This window comes from Shewanella youngdeokensis, from assembly GCF_033180165.1.
GTDB lineage: Bacteria > Pseudomonadota > Gammaproteobacteria > Enterobacterales > Shewanellaceae > Shewanella > Shewanella youngdeokensis.
This window is the reverse complement of the sequence record NZ_CP136522.1, coordinates 937,720-957,975: the sequence shown is the minus strand read 5'-3', so window position 1 is coordinate 957,975 and position 20,256 is coordinate 937,720. Positions and strand designations below refer to the sequence as shown.

At 44.0% G+C, this 20,256-nt stretch carries 17 protein-coding genes and 2 tRNA genes; 1 reads left to right on the top strand and 18 read right to left on the bottom strand.

The window, feature by feature from the left end; translation table 11 throughout:
• Positions 1–147: 147 nt before the first annotated feature.
• From rpsO to rlmE, 14 genes are all read right to left on the bottom strand, one after another.
• Complete coding sequence (gene rpsO / locus RGE70_RS04150; protein ID WP_310470277.1) at positions 148–417, bottom strand: 30S ribosomal protein S15; 270 nt, start codon at positions 415–417, stop codon at positions 148–150.
• A gap of 127 nt (positions 418–544) precedes the next feature.
• Complete coding sequence (gene truB, locus RGE70_RS04145; RefSeq protein WP_310470276.1) at positions 545–1,492, bottom strand: tRNA pseudouridine(55) synthase TruB; 948 nt, start codon at positions 1,490–1,492, stop codon at positions 545–547.
• Positions 1,492–1,920 (bottom strand): 30S ribosome-binding factor RbfA, encoded by a 429-nt coding sequence (gene rbfA, locus RGE70_RS04140; RefSeq protein ID WP_310470275.1) that lies wholly within the window; start codon positions 1,918–1,920, stop codon positions 1,492–1,494. Before rbfA ends, truB begins: the two co-directional genes overlap by 1 nt.
• Positions 1,921–1,991: 71 nt before the next feature.
• On the bottom strand, positions 1,992–4,667 hold the full coding sequence (gene infB, locus RGE70_RS04135) for a translation initiation factor IF-2 (RefSeq protein ID WP_310470274.1): 2,676 nt from the start codon (positions 4,665–4,667) through the stop codon (positions 1,992–1,994).
• Between the two features lie 26 nt (positions 4,668–4,693).
• Positions 4,694–6,193 carry a transcription termination factor NusA gene (gene nusA, locus RGE70_RS04130; protein ID WP_310470273.1) on the bottom strand — a complete coding sequence of 500 codons (1,500 nt, stop codon included), beginning with the start codon at positions 6,191–6,193 and terminating at the stop codon, positions 4,694–4,696.
• A gap of 27 nt (positions 6,194–6,220) precedes the next feature.
• Positions 6,221–6,676 (bottom strand): ribosome maturation factor RimP, encoded by a 456-nt coding sequence (gene rimP / locus RGE70_RS04125; protein ID WP_310470272.1) that lies wholly within the window; start codon positions 6,674–6,676, stop codon positions 6,221–6,223.
• Between the two features lie 160 nt (positions 6,677–6,836).
• Positions 6,837–6,913 (bottom strand) — tRNA-Met (locus RGE70_RS04120).
• Between the two features lie 105 nt (positions 6,914–7,018).
• Positions 7,019–7,105, bottom strand: a tRNA-Leu gene (locus tag RGE70_RS04115).
• A 110-nt stretch (positions 7,106–7,215) separates the two neighbouring features.
• The gene (gene secG / locus RGE70_RS04110) at positions 7,216–7,542 is read right to left on the bottom strand and encodes a preprotein translocase subunit SecG (protein WP_310470271.1); all 327 of its coding nucleotides are present in this window, start codon (positions 7,540–7,542) and stop codon (positions 7,216–7,218) included.
• A 2-nt stretch (positions 7,543–7,544) separates the two neighbouring features.
• On the bottom strand, positions 7,545–8,327 hold the full coding sequence (gene tpiA, locus RGE70_RS04105) for a triose-phosphate isomerase (protein ID WP_310470270.1): 783 nt from the start codon (positions 8,325–8,327) through the stop codon (positions 7,545–7,547).
• A gap of 185 nt (positions 8,328–8,512) precedes the next feature.
• Positions 8,513–9,850 carry a phosphoglucosamine mutase gene (glmM, locus tag RGE70_RS04100; RefSeq protein ID WP_310470269.1) on the bottom strand — a complete coding sequence of 446 codons (1,338 nt, stop codon included), beginning with the start codon at positions 9,848–9,850 and terminating at the stop codon, positions 8,513–8,515.
• A gap of 78 nt (positions 9,851–9,928) precedes the next feature.
• Positions 9,929–10,717 (bottom strand): dihydropteroate synthase, encoded by a 789-nt coding sequence (folP, locus tag RGE70_RS04095; RefSeq protein WP_375087930.1) that lies wholly within the window; start codon positions 10,715–10,717, stop codon positions 9,929–9,931.
• A 113-nt stretch (positions 10,718–10,830) separates the two neighbouring features.
• Complete coding sequence (gene ftsH, locus RGE70_RS04090) at positions 10,831–12,780, bottom strand: ATP-dependent zinc metalloprotease FtsH (RefSeq protein ID WP_310470267.1); 1,950 nt, start codon at positions 12,778–12,780, stop codon at positions 10,831–10,833.
• A gap of 69 nt (positions 12,781–12,849) precedes the next feature.
• Positions 12,850–13,479 carry a 23S rRNA (uridine(2552)-2'-O)-methyltransferase RlmE gene (gene rlmE, locus RGE70_RS04085; RefSeq protein ID WP_310470266.1) on the bottom strand — a complete coding sequence of 210 codons (630 nt, stop codon included), beginning with the start codon at positions 13,477–13,479 and terminating at the stop codon, positions 12,850–12,852.
• Between the two features lie 91 nt (positions 13,480–13,570).
• Between rlmE and yhbY the strand changes: the two genes are divergently transcribed.
• Complete coding sequence (gene yhbY / locus RGE70_RS04080; protein ID WP_310470265.1) at positions 13,571–13,870, top strand: ribosome assembly RNA-binding protein YhbY; 300 nt, start codon at positions 13,571–13,573, stop codon at positions 13,868–13,870.
• A gap of 89 nt (positions 13,871–13,959) precedes the next feature.
• On the opposite strand, the gene greA is transcribed toward yhbY, so the two are convergent.
• The 4 genes from greA to dapB all read right to left on the bottom strand — a co-directional run bounded on the left by greA (position 13,960) and on the right by dapB (position 20,231).
• Positions 13,960–14,436: a transcription elongation factor GreA gene (gene greA / locus RGE70_RS04075; RefSeq protein WP_310470264.1), complete on the bottom strand. Its 477-nt coding sequence runs from the start codon at positions 14,434–14,436 to the stop codon at positions 13,960–13,962.
• Between the two features lie 384 nt (positions 14,437–14,820).
• The gene (gene carB, locus RGE70_RS04070; protein WP_310470263.1) at positions 14,821–18,042 is read right to left on the bottom strand and encodes a carbamoyl-phosphate synthase large subunit; all 3,222 of its coding nucleotides are present in this window, start codon (positions 18,040–18,042) and stop codon (positions 14,821–14,823) included.
• Positions 18,043–18,070: 28 nt separating this feature from the next.
• Entirely contained in the window at positions 18,071–19,243 is a 1,173-nt protein-coding gene (gene carA / locus RGE70_RS04065; RefSeq protein ID WP_310470262.1) for a glutamine-hydrolyzing carbamoyl-phosphate synthase small subunit, read from the bottom strand.
• A 175-nt stretch (positions 19,244–19,418) separates the two neighbouring features.
• Positions 19,419–20,231, bottom strand: a complete 813-nt coding sequence (gene dapB, locus RGE70_RS04060) for a 4-hydroxy-tetrahydrodipicolinate reductase (protein WP_310470261.1) — start codon at positions 20,229–20,231, stop codon at positions 19,419–19,421.
• Positions 20,232–20,256: the final 25 nt, after the last annotated feature.

Sequence of the window (20,256 nt, the reverse complement as noted above, 5' to 3'; positions counted from 1 at the left end):
ACGCACACGGGGCTAATAACGTGAAGAACAGACAGAGTGCAGGAATTAAGTCTATTTAAGCTGATCTATTATCTATGATGGAATATCACCCACAAAAAAAGGAGGCTAAGCCTCCTTTTAATAGGTCGAACGTTATCTAATTAAAGATTAACGACGTAGACCTAACTTCTTGATAAGCTCTTGGTAGCGAACGATTTCAGTGCGCTTAAGGTATGCAAGAAGTTTACGACGAGTACTAACCATACGTAGTAGACCACGACGTGAATGGTGATCATGGATGTGCTCTTTGAAGTGGCCTTGAAGGTGGTTGATCTGTGCAGTTAACAGAGCAACTTGAACTTCAGTAGAACCAGTATCATTTTCACAACGACCATATTCAGCTAGGATTTTAGCTTTAGCTTCAACACTTAGTGACATTTCTATCTCCAAAATAATATTTAAAAAACTTCAGCCGATCACTAACTCAGCCAAAGTGGGCGCGCTATTCTACCCATTATGCAAGGTAGTAGCAACAGGTTTATCTTGAGCCTACAAAAAATTGCGGCTATTCAGACTCTGCTCTTAACACAATAAGTCGTTTTGGCGCCAGCAATCCATCATCATTCATTTGGCCAATACCAACAAACTTATGCTCGTCACCTAAGGTGATCCTTACAAGTTCATCAACGGGCAAATTAGCTACCTGGACTGGGTTGCCATTCATTAAGAATGGAGCCAAATCATCTGATAGGTTAATTTCCTTAAAATCACTGACCGCAGTATCCATAGGCAATAACAGAGGATCAAGTACTTCAGATAAAGTTAACGACTCCTCTTCAGCTTTAGCAACCAATGCTTCAAGTTGGGCAAGTGATACCATATTGTCATATGGGTAACCAGCTACTTGTGTGCGGCGTAACATCACTACATGTGCGCCACAACCAAGCATTTCACCTAAGTCATCAGTGATTGTGCGTATGTAGGTGCCTTTAGAGCAATGAATATCCAGTGTTAACTCATCACCTTCTAGGCTGATAAAATTAAGTTCAAAGACATTGATAGGGCGTGCCTCGCGCGGTACTTCAATACCTTCACGCGCATATTTATACAAAGGCTGACCTTGGTATTTAAGCGCTGAAAACATTGAAGGGACTTGCATCGTTTTACCACGAAAATGCTCAAGCGCCGCATCAAGCTGCTCTTGAGTAAAATTAATTTCACGCGTTTGAACGACTTCGCCATCGGAGTCACTGGTATCAGTACGCTGACCAAGCTTAGCTGTCACTAAATAGCGTTTATCAGCATCAAGCAGATGCTGGGAAAACTTTGTTGCTTCGCCTAAACAAATAGGCAGCATACCCGTTGCTAATGGATCAAGTGCACCAGTATGGCCCGCTTTATTTGCATTAAAAAAGCGTTTAACTCTTTGTAATGCAAAATTAGAGCTCATGCCTGTATCTTTATCAAGCAATAATACGCCATCAATATGGCGACCACGAGAACGGCGAGCCATTACTTGTCGTCCTCAACCTTGTTGCTGTCTTGCTGAGGCTCTTCTGCCGTGCCGTGCTCTTGCTGCTTCGCTTCATCGTTGCTGATAACGCGGCTAACAAGGTTAGACATACGCATACCTTCAACCAACGAGCTATCATAGATAAATCGTATTTCAGGCATTACACGTAGTTTCATACGCCCAGCGACTAATGAACGAATGTAACCAGAAGCATCATCCAATGCTTGTACTTTTTCTTTAACAAGACTCTCGTCTTCTTCAAAGAAAGTCACGTAAACTTTTGCATAGCTTAAATCACGTGAAACATCGACATCATTGACGGTAACAAAACCGATGCGAGGGTCTTTCATATCACGCTGAAGCACTTGTGCAAGCTCTTGTTGTAACTGCTGTGCTATGCGGCGTGTACGACTAAATTCTTTTGCCATAATATGTTTGCCATTTACTTTAAAAAATAAAGGCGGCTAACGCCGCCCTTATAAATAAGTTACAAGATAGGTTACAGAGTACGCGCTATCTCAACGGTTTCGAATACTTCAATCTGATCGCCAACTCTGACGTCATTATAGTTCTTCACACCGATACCACATTCCATGCCGTTACGAACGTCATTAACATCATCTTTAAAGCGACGTAGTGACTCTAGCTCGCCTTCATAAATAACGATGTTGTCACGAAGAACGCGGATTGGAGCGCTACGCTTAATCGTACCTTCAGTAACCATACAACCTGCAATAGCGCCGATTTTAGGAGACTTAAATACGTCACGAACCTCAGCAAGACCAATGATTTCTTGTCTGAATTCTGGCGCTAGCATGCCGCTCATTGCGTCTCTAACTTCATCAATCAATTGGTAGATAATGCTGTAGTAGCGTAGATCAACACTTTCGCTGTCAACCACTTTACGCGCTTGTGCATCAGCACGAACGTTAAAGCCGACCATAATTGCGTTAGACGCTGCAGCTAGTGTTGCATCCGTTTCAGTTAATCCACCAACGCCGCGAGCGATGATGTTAACTTTAACTTCGTCAGTTGATAACTTATTCAGTGAATCAGCAATCGCTTCAAGTGAACCTTGAACGTCAGCTTTAAGTACCAAGTTAAGCTCTTGAACTTCACCTTCAACCATATTGGCGAACATGTTTTCAAGCTTAGATTTCTGTTGGCGAGCCAACTTAACATCACGGAACTTACCTTGACGGTATAGTGCAACTTCACGCGCTTTACGTTCGTCACGAACCACTGTCGCTTCGTCACCTGCAGAAGGCACACCTGAAAGACCTAAGATCTCTACAGGGATTGATGGACCCGCAGCTTTAATTGCTTTACCGTTTTCGTCTTTCATTGCACGGACTTTACCGTACTCAAGACCACAAAGAACGATATCGCCTTGCTTCAATGTACCTTCTTGTACTAGTACGGTTGCAACTGGACCACGGCCTTTATCAAGCTTAGATTCAACAACAACACCAGCAGCCATACCTTCACGAACAGCTTTAAGTTCAAGTACTTCAGACTCAAGAAGGATACCTTCAAGTAGTTCATCAATACCATCACCGTTCTTAGCTGAAACATGAACGAACATGTTCTCTCCGCCCCAATCTTCTGACATTACGCCATGTTGAGACAGTTCAGACTTAACGCGATCAGGGTCAGCTTCAGGCTTATCCATTTTGTTTACAGCAACAATTAGCGGTACGCCACCTGCTTTCGCATGTTGGATAGCCTCAATTGTTTGCGGCATAACGCCATCATCTGCAGCAACAACAAGAATAACGATATCAGTTGCTTTAGCACCACGAGCACGCATTGCAGTAAACGCAGCGTGACCAGGAGTATCAAGGAAGGTGATCATACCGTTTTCAGTTTCAACGTGATAAGCACCAATATGCTGGGTAATACCACCGGCTTCGCCAGAGGCTACTTTTGCACGACGGATATAATCAAGCAGTGATGTTTTACCATGGTCAACGTGGCCCATGATAGTAACAACTGGAGCGCGTGGCTCAACTTGAACTTCACCGTTACGGTCAGCAAGTACTTGATGCTCTAATTCGTTTTCACGGATCAGAATTACTTTGTGACCCATTTCTTCAGCAACAAGCTGCGCAGTTTCTTGGTCAAGGACTTGGTTAATTGTAACCATAGAACCCATCTTCATCATCTGCTTAATGATTTCAGTCGCTTTGATCGACATTTTTGAAGCAAGTTCTGAAACAGAAACCGTTTCACCGATGCTCACATCAGCTTTAACAACAACAGCAGACTTGTTAAACGCGTGATCCATTGATTCTGGCGCAACGCTACGCGCATTGCGTGAATTGCGTGAATTACGTGAATTACGGTTATCTTTACCACGCTTACCTTTACCACCTGGACGGCCTGAACCGGCGTTAGCGTTAGGTGTGTTGTTACCAGCATTTGCAGAAGGTTTACGTGGACGACGTCCACGCTTTTCAGCGTTTGCATCAGCAGTATCTTCAGCAGCACGAGCTTCGGTAGAAGTCGTTACGTGATGATCGCCTGTTTTCTCAGCTTCTTTACGGGCTTTTTCTTCTTCAGCCCAACGCTTAGCGTTTTCTTCAGCTAGGCGGCGCGCTTCTTCAGTCGCTGCTGCCGCTTCTTTATCAGCTTTAGCTTTAGCGACTGCATCTTTAGCAGCTTGAAGCTTATCAGCTTCAGCTTTAGCCGCTTTTTCATCAGCAGTTTGTGCTGGCGCAGCAGCTTGCTTAGCCGCTTTCGCTTTTTCAGCTTTCGCTTTAGCTTCTTCGTCAGCTTTTTGCTTAGCAGCAGCTTCGGCTTTAGCCTGTGCTGCAGCAGCGGCTGCTTTAGCCTCTTCTTCAGCTTTTGCTTTTGCTGCTAATTCAGCTTCTTGTGCTTCGTCACGTTTAACGAAAGTACGTGTTTTACGCACTTCAACTTTAACGTCTTTCGATTGACCACCGCTGCCTGCAACACTCAAAGTAGAAACAGATTTACGTTGGAGCGTCATTTTTGTTGGTGCAGCATCGCCACCGTGTTGCTTCTTAAGAAAATCAAGCAACTGCTGTTTTTCAGATTCAGAAACCGTATCTTTAGCGGTTTTCTTAATACCAGCCTGAGAAAACTGTTCGACTAGTCGATCAGCACTTTTCCCAACTTCTTTGGCTAGCTTGTCTACTGTTGTATCTGCCATTTGTAAATTCCCCTCTGTTGATCGACTTATGCTTCTTCGCCAAACCAACAGATATTACGGGCAGCCATAATGAGCTCACCTGCTTTTTCTTCTGTTAATTCTTCAATTTCGATCAAATCATCAATGCCTTGTTCGGCTAAATCTTCTAGCGTGATTACGCCCATACTTGCCATTACGAATGCCAAGTGTCTATCTAAACCTTCTAATGCTAAAAGGTCTTCACTTGGTGAAGCACCGTCAAGTGCCTCTTCAGTCGCAAGTGCGCGAGTCGAGATTGCTGCTTTTGCGCGCTCTCTTAAAGAGTCAACGATATCGTCGTCGAATCCATCAATTTCTAATAGCTCTGATGCTGGGACGTAAGCGATTTCTTCTAAAGAAGTAAAACCTTCGTCAGCAAGAACTTGAGCAAAATCTTCATCAACATCTAGTGTGTCAATGAACAAGTTTACTACTTTAGCGCTTTCAGCCTGATGCTTAGTTTTCATCTCAGCAACAGTCATCACGTTGAGTTCCCAACCAGAAAGTTGAGTCGCTAGACGGATGTTTTGACCATTTCGGCCAATAGCTTGCGCAAGACTGTCAGCTTCAACAGCGATATCCATAGAATGGTTATCTTCATCTACGATGATTGATGCAACATCAGCAGGAGCCATACAGTTAATCACGTACTGCGCTGGGTTATCATCCCAAAGCACGATATCAACACGTTCGCCGCCAAGCTCATTAGAGATAGCTTGCACACGAGCGCCTCGCATACCTACACACGCACCGATAGGATCGATACGGCGGTCGTTAGACTTAACAGCAATTTTAGCGCGAGATCCTGGATCACGAGCAGCGCCCATGATTTCAATCATCTCGTCAGCAATTTCTGGTACTTCAACACGGAAAAGCTCAATCAGCATATCCGGTTTAGTACGGGTCAAAAATAGCTGAGCACCACGCGCCTCTGGACGTACAGAGAAAAGCAATGCACGTACACGGTCGCCTGGGCGGAAAGATTCACGTGAAATCAAATCTTCTTTAAATAGAACACCATCAGCATTAGCACCAAGATCAACAACAACACTTTCGCGGTTGCTTTTCTTAACCACACCAACAATCAATTCACCTTCGCGGTCACGAAATTGGTCAACGATTTGAGCACGTTCAGCTTCACGTACTTTCTGTACGATAACTTGCTTAGCTGTTTGCGTTGTAATACGGTCAAACGCTACAGAATCGATTTCATCTTCAATATAGCCGCCTAGGCCTATTTCAGGATCGTCATATACTGCCGCTTCTAGCGTAATTTCACTGAAAGGGTTTTCTAACGGCTCGCCAGTGTCTTCAACCACTAACCAACGACGGAAAGTTTCGTAAGCACCTGTTTTGCGATCAATAGCAACACGAACTTCGATGTCACCTTCATATTTTTTCTTGGTTGCTGTGGCGAGTGCAATTTCCAACGCTTCAAAAATCTTTTCGCGTGGTACACCTTTTTCGTTTGAAACCGCCTCAGCGACTAGCAGAATCTCTTTATTCATTCTCTTGCCTCGTTCACCTTGAATTCATCAAAACTTAGCGATTAAATTGCCTTTACGGATGTTATCCAAAGCAACTATCAGTTCGTTACCGTCTACCGACAGAGTAAGCATTTGCCCCTCAATGCCAATAACAGTGCCTTTCAAATTACGACTACCCGCGACAGGCATCGTTAATTGTACTTTAACGGTCTCACCGGTATAAAGTTCATACTGCTGTGCAGTGAACAATGGTCTATCAACACCAGGTGAAGATACTTCGAGTGTGTATTCTGTTGAAATCGGATCTTCAACATCCAAAACAGCACTTACTTGACGACTGGCATCGACACAGTCATCAACAAAAATCCCTTTTTCGTTGTCTATATATAAACGCAAGATAGAGTGCTTACCTGCTTGAATATATTCTAGACCCCAAAGCTCGTGGCCTAATGCTTCAACTGGCGCTTTCAACAGCTCTACCAGTTTGCGTTCTAATGTAGCCAAGGTTACCCCCAGAAAAACAAAAAAGGGCCTAATAGCCCCAGTAAAAAGTCAATTTATATGACCGTTTTGTAAGTCCCAGATAACAAAAAACCCCGTAATGACGAGGTTGATATATCCAGAACCTGTAACAGTATAGGACCTAAATCCATTACTGGGAAGCTGGTTGCGGGGGCCGGATTTGAACCGACGACCTTCGGGTTATGAGCCCGACGAGCTACCAAACTGCTCCACCCCGCGACAACTTCTGCAAGTATATTGAGATTCATCTCGACTTGCAATAATAAAGGGCTTAAATAACCACTTTATTACCTTTGATTCGGTCACTAAACAAAATCAAAGATTTGGTGCGGATGGGGGGACTTGAACCCCCACGAGCTTTCGCTCACCAGCCCCTCAAGCTGGCGTGTCTACCAATTCCACCACATCCGCATAATTCGTACATTGATTGCTTCTTTAATGACTACGTTTAGAGGTTAATAGTCATTTAACAATCAAGTTATTAATCTATTTGAATAATAACTACCATAACATTTTATGGATTAATCAGGGATCTTATCTTCTGCCTGCTCAGTGCTTACTTCAACAGCTTGTGCTGCTTCAGTACCTAAATCATTCCAAGAATCTTCAGCTTTAGTGTGATTTGCACTTAAATTACCTATTGCTAGGCTTAAGGCAAAAAACGCAATGGCTAAGATTGCTGTTGAGCGAGTCAAAAAGTTACCAGAACCTGATGAACCGAAAAGTGTACCTGATGCGCCAGAGCCAAAAGAAGCTCCCATATCAGCGCCTTTACCTTGCTGGATTAGGATAAGTCCAATTAGACCTAACGCAACCAACAAATATACAACCATTAGAACTTCATACATATTTATGCGCTCATCGCTATCGTACATAGACTGAGAAATTCAGTAGCATTGAGGCTTACACCACCAATTAAACCACCGTCTACATCAGGTTGCGCAAATAAATCCGCGGCATTACTCGGTGTTACGCTACCACCGTACAAAATCCTGATATTTTCTCCGATAAATGGAGATACTTCAGAGAGGCGTTTGCGAATAAACGCATGAACTTCCTGTGCCTGCTCTGGCGTAGCGCTTTTACCCGTCCCTACTGCCCATAACGGCTCGTAGGCGATAATAGCGTTGTCAAAAGCCATAGTGCCATTTTTTTCAATGACGATATCTAACTCTTCAGCAATAACTTCGAAAGTTCGTCTTGCTTCGCGAGCTGGACCTGACTCACCAACACACAGTATCGGAGTCAAACCATGTTTTTGAGCTGCAGCAAATTTCTCTGCTACGATATCACTTGTCTCACCGTACATACGGCGACGCTCTGAATGCCCGATAATAACATATCGACACCCTGAATCTTTTAACATCTGACCAGATATTTCACCAGTATACGCACCGAAGTCATGTTGACTGACATTCTGCGTGCCCATTCTGACAAGACAACCATTTAAGGCTTCTTTATTTTCATCTAGTAGCTGTCGAACGCTTTCTAAATAAATCGAAGGCGGACACAATACCACTTCCGCAGAATCATTTTGGAGCTTGGTAGCGAATTTTTTGAATAACTCTTGTGCAAGTTGTGCACTGCCATTCATTTTCCAATTACCAGCAACCATGGGACGTCTTAGTGCCATTACGGTCTCCTCTGAAAGCGGCGTGAATAATAGCGAACCACTTGTGAACTTACAATACCTAAAAGTGGAATTTTTACTAAACTCGGTTAGAACGCATATTTTTTATGCTACCAAGGAGTTATATCCGTAATACGGGTCCACTTTCATGTCTATTTTCATCTATGCGAGCAAACTCAGCAAGACATTTATACTAAATTACGAACTGCATCAGCGATGTAGTTTGCAAATTCAGTCACATCTTTAGCGTCGTCACCTTCAACCATCACTCTAAGTAACGGTTCAGTGCCAGACTTACGTAATAATACGCGTCCTCTTGTTCCTAGTTTTTGTTCTACTTCTTGTTTTGCCGCTAATACTTCGTCTGAAGTTAATGGGTCATTGGAACCTTCAAAGCGAACATTGACGAGTATTTGCGGCAGCATGGTGATACCAGCTGTCAACTCCTCTAAGCTAGCGTGCTGGCGGCGCATGGCTGCAAGCACCAAAATACCCGCAACGATTCCGTCACCGGTTGTACCGTGGTCAAGGTTGAGGATATGGCCCGAGTTTTCGCCGCCAATTTTCCAGCCTTTTTCCTTCATCAATGCCATCACATAGCGATCGCCTACATTAGAGCGAATAAATGGAATATCAACAGCTTGCAGCGCTAAATCTAAGCCAAGGTTAGACATCAATGTACCGACCACACCACCACGTAATTCACCGTGTTTTTGTGCATCAATAGCCAAAATATAGAGAATTTCATCGCCATCAATAACTCGACCGTTACGGTCAACCATCATAATCCGGTCACCATCACCGTCCAATGCGATACCTAAGTCGGCATTATGCTCTATTACGGTTTCACAGATCTTAGCCATTGAAGTGGCGCCGACCTTGTCATTGATATTTAGACCATTTGGCTTATCGCCAATAGCAATAACTTCTGCACCTAGCTCTCTAAATACATTCGGCGCTATATGATATGTTGCGCCATGGGCACAATCGACCACAATCTTGAGCCCGCTAAGAGTTTGTTCTGCTGGAAAGTGACTTTTACAATATTCAATGTAGCGGCCCGCAGCATCATTAATACGACCGACTTTGCCTAACAGGTGAGACTCAACACAGGTTAATGGTTTTTCTAGTTCAGCTTCAATTTCAAGCTCGACGCTATCATCAAGCTTACTACCATCGGTATAGAAAAACTTAATGCCGTTATCATAATATGGATTATGCGATGCACTGATCACGATACCCGCTTCAGCGCGGAAAGTGCGGGTCAAATAAGCAACCGCAGGGGTTGGCATTGGTCCTATCAGCAATACATCGAGACCTGCAGCAGACAAACCCGCCTCAAGTGCAGATTCAAAAAGATAGCCAGAAATACGGGTATCTTTACCGATAATCACTTTACGAGTACCAGCTCTAGATAATACACGGCCAGCTGCCCAACCTAACTTAAGGGCTAGCTCAGGCGTCATTTTACCCGCACCCACTTTACCGCGAATGCCATCTGTACCAAAAAATTGTCTTTGTTTCACGAAAACTCCAAACTTAAAACGGGGGTAGAAATGGATGCTCAGATCCTACCCAGTACTTGATATAAACTGCAGTTCGACTCAGTTAATACCCTGGTAATGATTCGTTGCATGTAATACGGCCAACATATCTGCAGTTTCTTGTACATCATGCACCCGCACAATACTTGCACCAGCTTGTACTGCTAGCATATTTCCAGCTAGAGATGCGCTTAACCTTTGCGACACATCTCGATTAAGCAGTTGGCCAAACATGCTTTTGCGTGACATTCCCGCGAGCAAGGGTAACCCCAACGGTTTAAACTCACTTAAACGGCGTAATAGCTCGTAATTATGCGCTAATGATTTACCAAAGCCAAATCCGGGATCCAGTACAATGTTTTCACGCTTCATTCCCGCTTCCAGACATGCTTCTATTCTGTGTTTAAAAAACTGGTTAATGTCTTTAATCACATCATCATAAGCTGGCGCTTGCTGCATTGTTCTTGGCTGCCCTTGCATGTGCATCAAGCACACAGGCACATTAAGCTCACTCGCCGCCTCTATCGCCCCTGGCTCTTGCAATGCTCTAACATCATTAATAAGGTCCGCTCCGGCATTCACCGCAGCTCTCATGACCTCAGGCTTGCTGGTGTCGATTGAAATCCACACATCATGGTGCTTTGCAACGTATTCAATCAAAGGCAACACTCGCTCCAGCTCATCGGCTTCAGATACCGCATTCGCTCCAGGACGTGTCGATTCACCACCAATATCGATGAACTTAGCGCCTTGCGCAACCATGACATCAGCTTGGTGGCAGGCAGCCGCAATTGAATTGAACTGCCCACCATCAGAAAATGAATCAGGGGTTGCATTAAGGATCCCCATGACCACTGGGCTAGATAAATCTAATGACTTATTGCCGCTCGTTAGTGTTGACAAAATAAACCTCCATAAATAAAAAAACCCCATTAAAGGGGTTTTTTTAAAATATCTAAAGATTACTTAGCAGCTGATTCATCTGCATCAGTGACATCAGTTTTAGTCTCTTCAGTTTCTTTAATGTCATCTTTCTTTTCAGAAGGTGCACCATTGTTATCACTGTCGTTATTAGACTGCTGATCCTTTTGCCACTCCGCAGGTAAACGAACTTCACGGCGTTGCATTAGGTCTTCAATTTGATCTGAATCAATGGTTTCATACTTCATCAATGCGTCTTTCATTGCATGAAGTATGTCCATGTTATCTGTAAGGTACTGCTGCGCTCGGTCATAGTTTGAGTCAATCAGCATCTTAACTTCAGCATCAATAATTCGCGCTGTGTCATCTGACATATGCTGCGATTTACCCATGCTGCGCCCTAAGAACACTTCATTTTCATCTTCAGCATAAAGTACCGGACCTAGCTTTTCAGAGAAGCCCCACTGAGTCACCATGTTACGCGCGATTGATGTCGCATATTTAATATCTTGCGAAGCACCGGTAGACACTTTTTCTCCACCGTAGATGATCTCTTCCGCTAAACGTCCACCGTAAGCAACTGAAATTTGGCTTTCAAGTTTCTGTCTGCTTTGGCTAATCGCATCAGCTTCTGGCAAGAAGAACGTCACACCAAGTGCTCGGCCACGTGGAATAATCGTCACCTTATGTACAGGATCATGCTCAGGTACTAAACAACCAACAATTGCGTGACCCGCTTCATGGTATGCAGTCATCTCTTTTTCAGCTTCAGACATCACCATGGTACGTCGCTCTGCGCCCATCATGATTTTGTCTTTTGCACTTTCAAATTCTTCCATGCTAACCACACGACGACTGTTACGTGCAGCGAATAAAGCAGCCTCGTTGACCAAGTTAGCAAGGTCTGCACCAGAAAAACCTGGCGTACCACGTGCAATAACACTGGCTTTAACACCATCAGCTAACGGTACTTTACGCATGTGAACTTTAAGGATTTGTTCACGGCCACGAACATCAGGCAAGCCAACAACCACTTGACGATCAAAACGACCTGGTCGAAGTAAAGCAGCATCTAATACATCTGGTCGGTTAGTTGCGGCAATAACAATTACACCTTCGTTACCTTCAAAACCATCCATTTCAACCAGCATTTGGTTTAATGTTTGCTCACGCTCATCATGACCGCCACCAACACCAGCGCCACGTTGGCGACCTACAGCATCGATTTCATCGATAAAGATAATACAAGGCGCTGATTTTTTTGCTTGCTCGAACATGTCACGTACACGCGATGCACCGACACCAACAAACATTTCAACGAAGTCTGAGCCTGAAATAGTAAAGAATGGGACTTTAGCTTCACCGGCAATAGCTTTAGCGATCAGTGTTTTACCTGTACCTGGAGGACCAACTAACAACACACCTGTTGGAATGCGACCGCCCAATTTTTGGAAGCGTGTCGGATCTTTAAGGTAATCGACCAATTCTTTTACGTCTTCTTTGGCCTCATCGCAACCTGCAACATCCGAAAAAGTCGTTTTAATCTGGTCTTCGCTCATCAACTTAGCTTTGCTCTTACCAAATGACATTGCACCTTTACCGCCTCCGCCACCTTGCATTTGACGCATGAAGAAGATCCACACACCTATCAGCAGTAGCATTGGGAACCACGAGATAAATATTTGGGTTAAGAATCCTGACTCTTCAGCTTCTTGACCTTTCATCATTATGCCCTTGCGGTCCAAATCGTTGATTAAATCAAGATCCGGCATTGGCATAATAGTGACAAATGGCTCACCAGTGCGTTTTGTTCCTTCAATAGTTCGTTGATCGCTTTTCACTTCGACAGTATTTATTTGCCCCGTGCGAACATCTTCTAAAAAGGTAGAATAATCCATCTTCTGTTTATTTGAAGAAGAGGGGGAATAGCCCTGGAATACCGACATCAACACAACTGCGATGACAACCCAGAGAATTAAATTTTTAGCCATGTCACTCAAATTACTCGACCTCTTTTAAAGTCTTTCGAAAACCAATGTTAGAGTACTTACAATAGATTACTATAACTTGTACCCAGTCGCCACAAGATAGACTTCACGCGATCTTGCTCGCGATGAATCTGGCTTACGTGTTTTAACTGTTTTAAATGCTTGTTTTACTGCTTTCATGTATTCGTCAAAGCCCTCCCCCTGAAAAACTTTCACGGCGAAACAACCATTAGGTGCCAAAACTTGATGACACATATCTAAAGCAAGTTCCACTAAATACATTGCACGAGGCTGATCAACCCCGCCGCTACCACTCATGTTAGGGGCCATGTCAGATAATACAACATCGACTTTAGCATCACCTACACGAGTTAAGAGTGCATCAAGCACTTTTTCTTCGCGAAAGTCGCCTTGTAGGAAGTCGACACCAACGATTGGATCCATAGGTAGAATGTCGCACGCTATCACTTTGCCTTGATCTCCAGCAAGCTTCACCGCAACTTGTGACCATCCACCAGGTGCTGCACCTAAATCAACTACAGTCATACCTGAACGAATCAGTTTATCTTTCTCTTGGATCTCCTCTATCTTAAAGGCCGCACGTGACCTAAACCCACGTTTTTGCGCGAGTTTAACATAGTGATCGTCGAAATGTTCTTGCATCCAGCGAGAAGAACTCGCTGTTCGTTTTTTACCTGACATTTAAAATCCGCAACAATTGAGAGTTACACAAAGCTTATATAAGGGTAGAATAGCGTTTTTTCAACAGTAACTCAGCATAAAGTTGGTATAAATGAACTTAACAACCAAACAAAAACAGCACTTAAAGGGCTTGGCGCATAATTTAAAGCCTGTAGTGATGCTTGGTGGCAACGGCTTAACTGAAGGTGTACTGGCTGAAATAGATAGCGCACTCTCTCATCATGAATTGATCAAAGTGAAAATAGCCTCTGGTGACAGAGAGCTAAAAAAAGCAATCGTTGACGCCATTGTACGTGAAACACAAGCTGTTAATGTACAGCTTATTGGTCACGTATTAGTACTGTTCCGTCAGTCTGAAGAAATGAAAATTGCTGTGCCAAAGGCAAAGTAATACATTAAGTAACCTATTACTTATATACGCAAAAAGCCGCTAATTCACATTAGCGGCTTTTTTTTTCAAAATTAAAGCGATATTAACGACTAAATATATTCGACTTTAATTATTTCAAAATCATTGGTGCCGCCAGGGGTTGTGATCGAAATTTCATCGTCGATACTTTTACCCACTAAGCCACGTGCAATCGGAGAACTAACTGACAGTAAGTTTTCTTTTACGTTAGCTTCGTCTTCACCCACGATGCGATATGTCACTTCTTCATCAGTTTCAATATTCAAAATTGTCACTGTGGTACCAAAAATAACCCGACCAGTATTTGGCATAGTGGTAACATCAATAATTTGCGCGTGAGATAATTTACCTTCAATGTCGCGAACTCGAGCTTCACATAGGCCTTGTTCTTCTCGTGCTGCATGATATTCAGCGTTTTCTTTTAAATCACCAAGCTCACGTGCCTCACCAATTGCCAGTGCAATTTTTGGACGACGTTCAAATTTCAAAATTTCTAATTCTTTACGCAGTCGTTCTGCACCGACGACAGTCATTGGAACCTTACTCATAAGCTTCTTTCGTCTCCTTTAAAACAAAAGCAGTCCTCGCCAACTTAAAAATTGTCGACGGGGTCATAATCTGTGGAATTGCGCCATTAAGAACGCTGAATGCATAAGTTACGCATAGGGAATTAATAAAGCTTACTCAACCTTGGCTTTAGTTACTAGCAAAGTCACAAGTTTTTTTACTAACCGCAAGTATGTTCACTTATTTGACACATTGTTCAACCCTATAAAGTGGCTGTGCACACTGCCTATTCTACATGAATGAGTCAAATCCACTAAAGAGTTTATGTCACTCGCCCAGGTGGTATTAAGTTAACTGTTAAAGTTGGCGCTGTTTCTTGCCATAAAAAAAGGCCGCTATATGCGGCCTTTTATAGATAACTTAACTTAATCTACAATGCGTTTATGTAGCTCTTGCACTGAGTTGACGTTTGTACGGTCATCGGCTGCATGCGCCATACATGTAGCAAACGCTGCATTCAATGTCGTGGTGTAGTTCACTTTGTAACGCAATGCACCGCGACGAAGTTGGCGTGAATCTTCAATCGCCTTACGACCTTCAGTGGTATTAACAATGTAGGTGTACTCGCCATTTTTAATGCGGTCAAGAATGTGCGGACGGCCTTCATGGACTTTATTCACAAGACGTGGATTAATCCCCGCTTCGCCCAAAATGACTGCTGTACCATGAGTCGCATCAATTTCGTAACCTAACCCTATGAGCTTAGCCGCGAGATCTGCAACACGTGCTTTATCGCTATTACGTACCGAAATAAGTGCACGTCCCGACTTTGGCACTTCTGATGTCGCACCTAGCTGGGCTTTGGCATAAGCTTCAGCAAATGTATCACCCACGCCCATGACTTCGCCTGTTGAGCGCATTTCAGGGCCTAGTAGAGGATCTACACCTGGGAACTTATTAAACGGCAGTACCACTTCTTTTACAGAGTAAAACGGCGGAATAACTTCCTGTGTGAAGTCTTGTGACTTAAGGCTTTGGCCAGCCATTACTCGAGCGGCAATCTTAGCTAACGGTACACCGGTCGCTTTTGATACAAATGGCACAGTACGCGCAGCACGTGGGTTAACTTCAATCATGTAGATCTCGTTATCCTTAACTGCAAACTGTACGTTCATTAGACCAATAACACCCAGCTCCATTGCAAGCTTACCTACTTGCTCACGCATGCGGTCTTGTACATCTTGGCTTAAGCTATATGGCGGCAATGAACAACCAGAGTCACCTGAGTGAACACCTGCTTGCTCGATATGCTCCATAATTGAGCCAATCACAACCGTTTCACCATCACAAACGGCATCGATATCAATTTCGATAGCGTTATCAAGAAAACGGTCTAGCAGTACAGGTGACGCATTCGATACGCTTACAGCTTCATTAAAGTAGCGGCGAAGATCTTGCTCGTCATAAACAATCTCCATAGCTCGACCACCCAATACATATGATGGACGAACCACCAACGGGTAACCGATGCGCTCAGCAGAAATAACCGCACCTTCAACCGTGGTCACGGTATCGTTTTCTGGCTGTTTCATACCTAAGCGCTCAATCGCTTGCTGGAAGCGTTCACGATCTTCTGCGCGGTCAATTGCGTCTGGGCTGGTGCCAATAATCGGTACACCTGCGGCTTCTAAATCTCGCGCTAATTTAAGCGGTGTTTGACCACCGTATTGCACGATAACGCCTTTTGGTTTCTCAATGCGGACGATTTCAAGCACATCTTCAAAGGTGATTGATTCAAAATAGAGGCGATCAGACGTGTCGTAGTCGGTTGAAACCGTTTCAGGGTTACAGTTAACCATGATGGTCTCGTACCCGTCTTCACGTAACGCTAATGCCGCGTGTACACAGCAGTAATCAAACTCAATACCTTGACCGATTCTGTTTGGTCCGCCGCCCAGCACCATGATTTTGTCACGGTTTGATGGGTTAGCTTCGCACTCTTCTTCATAAGTAGAATACATGTAAGCTGTATCGGTTGAGAACTCAGCCGCACAGGTATCGACACGCTTATAAACTGGGTGGATCTCAAACCGAGTACGTAGTTTACGTACTTCAGTTTCGCTTACACCTGCAAGGGCTGCTAAACGTGAATCGGCAAAACCTTTACGTTTAAGCTTACGTAGTACGTCTTCGGTAAGTCCAGCAAGCCCCGTTTCCGCAACTTGTGCTTCGCTTTTTAGCAAATCTTCAAGCTGTACTAGGAACCAAGGGTCAATATTGGTCAAACCAAAGATATCTTCAACACTAAGACCGGCGCGGAAAGCATCAGCAATGTACCAAATCCGCTCTGCACCAGGCTCTTTTAGCTCATGACGGATGCGAGAGAGCGCATCGGTTTCAGCTAAATCAATTTCAGGACACAGACCTTTCTTGCCAACTTCCAAACCACGAAGCGCTTTTTGTAGCGACTCTTGGAAAGTACGGCCAATCGCCATCACTTCACCCACTGATTTCATCTGTGTGGTTAAGCGATCATTTGAGCCAGCAAATTTTTCAAAGTTAAAACGCGGGATCTTTGTTACTACGTAGTCGATTGCAGGCTCAAATGATGCAGGAGTTGCACCACCAGTAATGTCGTTGCTTAGCTCGTCAAGAGTAAAGCCAACAGCCAGTTTTGCTGCAATTTTAGCGATAGGGAAGCCCGTCGCTTTTGATGCGAGTGCAGATGAGCGAGAAACACGTGGGTTCATCTCAATGATAACCATGCGGCCATCTTTCGGATTAATACCAAACTGGACGTTTGAACCACCAGTTTCAACACCGATTTCGCGCAGTACTGCAAGTGATGCATTACGCATCAACTGGTACTCTTTATCTGTTAATGTTTGCGCTGGAGCTACGGTGATCGAGTCGCCCGTGTGCACGCCCATTGGGTCGAAGTTTTCAATGGCACAGACAATAATGCAATTATCGTTGCGGTCACGAACCACTTCCATTTCGTACTCTTTCCAACCAATCAAAGATTCGTCGATAAGCAATTCGCTGGTTGGCGACAATTCTAGACCTTGAGAACAGATATCCTCAAACTCTTCTTTGTTGTAAGCGATACCGCCACCACTGCCGCCCATGGTAAATGATGGGCGAATGATACATGGGTAACCAACTTCAGCTAATACAGCACGTGCTTCGTCCATGTTGTGCGCAATACCAGCACGAGGACATTCAAGTCCAATCGCCTTCATTGCTTGGTCAAAACGGCTGCGGTCTTCAGCTTTGTCGATAGCATCAGCAGTTGCGCCAATCATATCAACATTGAACTCTTTTAGTACGCCACGGCTTTCGAGTTCAAGTGCGCAGTTAAGTGCGGTCTGGCCACCCATTGTCGGCAAAATCGCATCTGGGCGCTCTTTGGCAATAATGTTGCGTACCACTTCCCAGTGTATTGGCTCGATATAAGTTGCATCGGCCATCTCTGGGTCTGTCATGATGGTGGCAGGGTTAGAGTTAACAAGAATAACTCGATAACCCTCTTCGCGTAGCGCTTTACAGGCTTGAGCGCCTGAGTAGTCAAACTCACAGGCTTGGCCAATCACAATTGGTCCAGCACCTAGGATAAGAATACTTTTAATATCAGTACGTTTTGGCATTGCTTAAATCGTCTCCTGGATGAGTTAACTACTTGGCGTTCGAACGATACAGTTCAATCAAATCAATAAAATGATTAAACAGTGGCGCTGCATCATGGGGTCCAGGGCTCGCTTCAGGGTGTCCTTGGAAGCTAAACGCGGGTTTATCGGTCAGGTGTATACCTTGCAAAGAGCCATCAAATAGTGACTTATGGGTCACTTTAATGTTGGCTGGCAATGTTGATTCATCAGCAGCAAAACCATGGTTTTGGCTAGTGATCATGACATTACCTTGCTCAATATTGCTCACAGGATGGTTAGCACCATGGTGACCAAACTTCATTTTCAGGGTTTTAGCGCCAGAGGCTAATGCTAATAACTGATGACCCAAACAGATCCCAAAAACCGGAATATCGGTTTTTAAAATATCTTGAATTGCAGCAATCGCATAGTCACACGGTTCAGGATCACCTGGGCCATTTGATAGGAAAACACCATCAGGGTTCATCGCTAGTACTTGCGATGCTGGAGTTTGTGCAGGTACAACTGTAACGTCACAGCCACGGTCAACGAGCATGCGTAAAATATTACGTTTTACACCATAATCATACGCAACAACTTTATACTTAAGCTCAGCTTCAGTTTTATCAGTAGGTAACCCACCAACAAGACGCCAGCTACCGCTGCGCCATTGATAGGCCTCAGTGGTGGTAACTTCTTTTGCTAAGTCCATTCCTTTTAAACCAGGGAATGCTTTCGCTGCTGCAAGCGCTTTAGCTTCATCCAAGTCACCCACAAGAATACATCCTGCTTGAGCGCCTTTTTCTCGTAAAATACGAGTCAATTTACGGGTATCAATATCTGCAATACCAACAACATTGTTAGCCGTTAAGTAATCACTTAATGATTGCTGATTACGAAAGTTACTCGCCATCAACGGCAAGTCTCGAATAATCAGGCCACAAGCATGAACAGACGACGATTCAGTGTCTTCTTCATTTGTGCCGGTGTTACCAATATGTGGATAAGTTAATGTTACGATTTGACGGGCATATGATGGATCAGTCAAAATTTCTTGGTAACCAGTCATTGAAGTGTTAAATACCACTTCACCAACAGACATCCCTTCAGCACCAATTGCAGTGCCAGAAAAAACGGTTCCATCTTCAAGTACGAGTAAGGCAGACTTTGTCAACGCGACCTCCGGAAAGAGCCAGATCATTGAAATACAATGTTTTTTTGTGTTTTTTTAAAATACCAACTTTCGCTAAAATACGAAATTTTGACAAATTCCGGCGATTCTATATGTAAAGTTGGTACTCGTCTATAGTGCAACTGTGCTTTTATCAAAAAAAAGAGTTTCCCAAAAAAACACAGTAGCAATTTTGAATAATTATTTACTTTAAGCCAAGAACTTGCTGCATGTCGTACAAGCCTGCTTTTTGCTCAACTAACCAAGTTGATGCACGCATAGCACCATTAGCAAATGTCATCCGACTGGAGGCTTTATGGGTTATTTCTAGTCGCTCACCCATGTCTGCAAATAAGGCCGTATGCTCGCCAACAATGTCGCCAGCGCGAACGGTGGCAAAGCCTATGGTTTTTCTGTCGCGTTCTCCGGTGATCCCTTCTCTGCCATATACAGCACACTCTTCTAGATCACGACCCAGCTTTTCGGCAATGACCTCACCCATCTTTAAAGCAGTGCCTGATGGCGCATCTTTTTTAAAACGATGATGGCCTTCAAGGATCTCAATATCACTGTATTCACCCATAACTTCAGCTGCAACTTCTAGCAGCCTCCACATGAGGTTTACGCCAACAGCCATATTGGGTGCTAGCACAATTGGAATTTGTTCAGAGTAAGCACTAATGTGCTCTTTTTGAGCATGATTGAAACCTGTAGTACCAATGACGATGGCTTTGCCATTTTTAGCACACCAATCGGTATGGATGACGCTCGCTTCTGGCGAAGTAAAATCAATAAGTACATCAAAATCATCAGCTGCATTATCAAGTGAGTCAGTGATCGGAACATTCATCGTACCAACACCAGCAAGCTCGCCAGCGTCGACACCTAACAGCGTCGATCCCGCTCGTTCAATCGCCGCGCCTAAAAGTATCAACTTATGTTGTTTAGCCGCATCAATAAGAGTTCGTCCCATTCGACCACTGCCGCCGGTAATCGCGACTCTTACTTGTTCCGTCATTTCAATCACTCCTGCACAAACCAAA

Bases quoted from the DNA above. Each gene is read 5' to 3' on its own strand.
- rpsO (WP_310470277.1), bottom strand. From the start codon at position 417: ATGTCACTAAGTGTTGAAGCTAAAGCTAAAATCCTAGCTGAATATGGT.
- truB (WP_310470276.1), bottom strand. From the start codon at position 1,492: ATGGCTCGCCGTTCTCGTGGTCGCCATATTGATGGCGTATTATTGCTT.
- rbfA (WP_310470275.1), bottom strand. From the start codon at position 1,920: ATGGCAAAAGAATTTAGTCGTACACGCCGCATAGCACAGCAGTTACAA.
- infB (WP_310470274.1), bottom strand. From the start codon at position 4,667: ATGGCAGATACAACAGTAGACAAGCTAGCCAAAGAAGTTGGGAAAAGT.
- nusA (WP_310470273.1), bottom strand. From the start codon at position 6,193: ATGAATAAAGAGATTCTGCTAGTCGCTGAGGCGGTTTCAAACGAAAAA.
- secG (WP_310470271.1), bottom strand. From the start codon at position 7,542: ATGTATGAAGTTCTAATGGTTGTATATTTGTTGGTTGCGTTAGGTCTA.
- tpiA (WP_310470270.1), bottom strand. From the start codon at position 8,327: ATGGCACTAAGACGTCCCATGGTTGCTGGTAATTGGAAAATGAATGGC.
- folP (WP_375087930.1), bottom strand. From the start codon at position 10,717: ATGGGGATCCTTAATGCAACCCCTGATTCATTTTCTGATGGTGGGCAG.
- ftsH (WP_310470267.1), bottom strand. From the start codon at position 12,780: ATGGCTAAAAATTTAATTCTCTGGGTTGTCATCGCAGTTGTGTTGATG.
- rlmE (WP_310470266.1), bottom strand. From the start codon at position 13,479: ATGTCAGGTAAAAAACGAACAGCGAGTTCTTCTCGCTGGATGCAAGAA.
- yhbY (WP_310470265.1), top strand. From the start codon at position 13,571: ATGAACTTAACAACCAAACAAAAACAGCACTTAAAGGGCTTGGCGCAT.
- greA (WP_310470264.1), bottom strand. From the start codon at position 14,436: ATGAGTAAGGTTCCAATGACTGTCGTCGGTGCAGAACGACTGCGTAAA.
- carB (WP_310470263.1), bottom strand. From the start codon at position 18,042: ATGCCAAAACGTACTGATATTAAAAGTATTCTTATCCTAGGTGCTGGA.
- carA (WP_310470262.1), bottom strand. From the start codon at position 19,243: ATGATCTGGCTCTTTCCGGAGGTCGCGTTGACAAAGTCTGCCTTACTC.
- dapB (WP_310470261.1), bottom strand. From the start codon at position 20,231: ATGACGGAACAAGTAAGAGTCGCGATTACCGGCGGCAGTGGTCGAATG.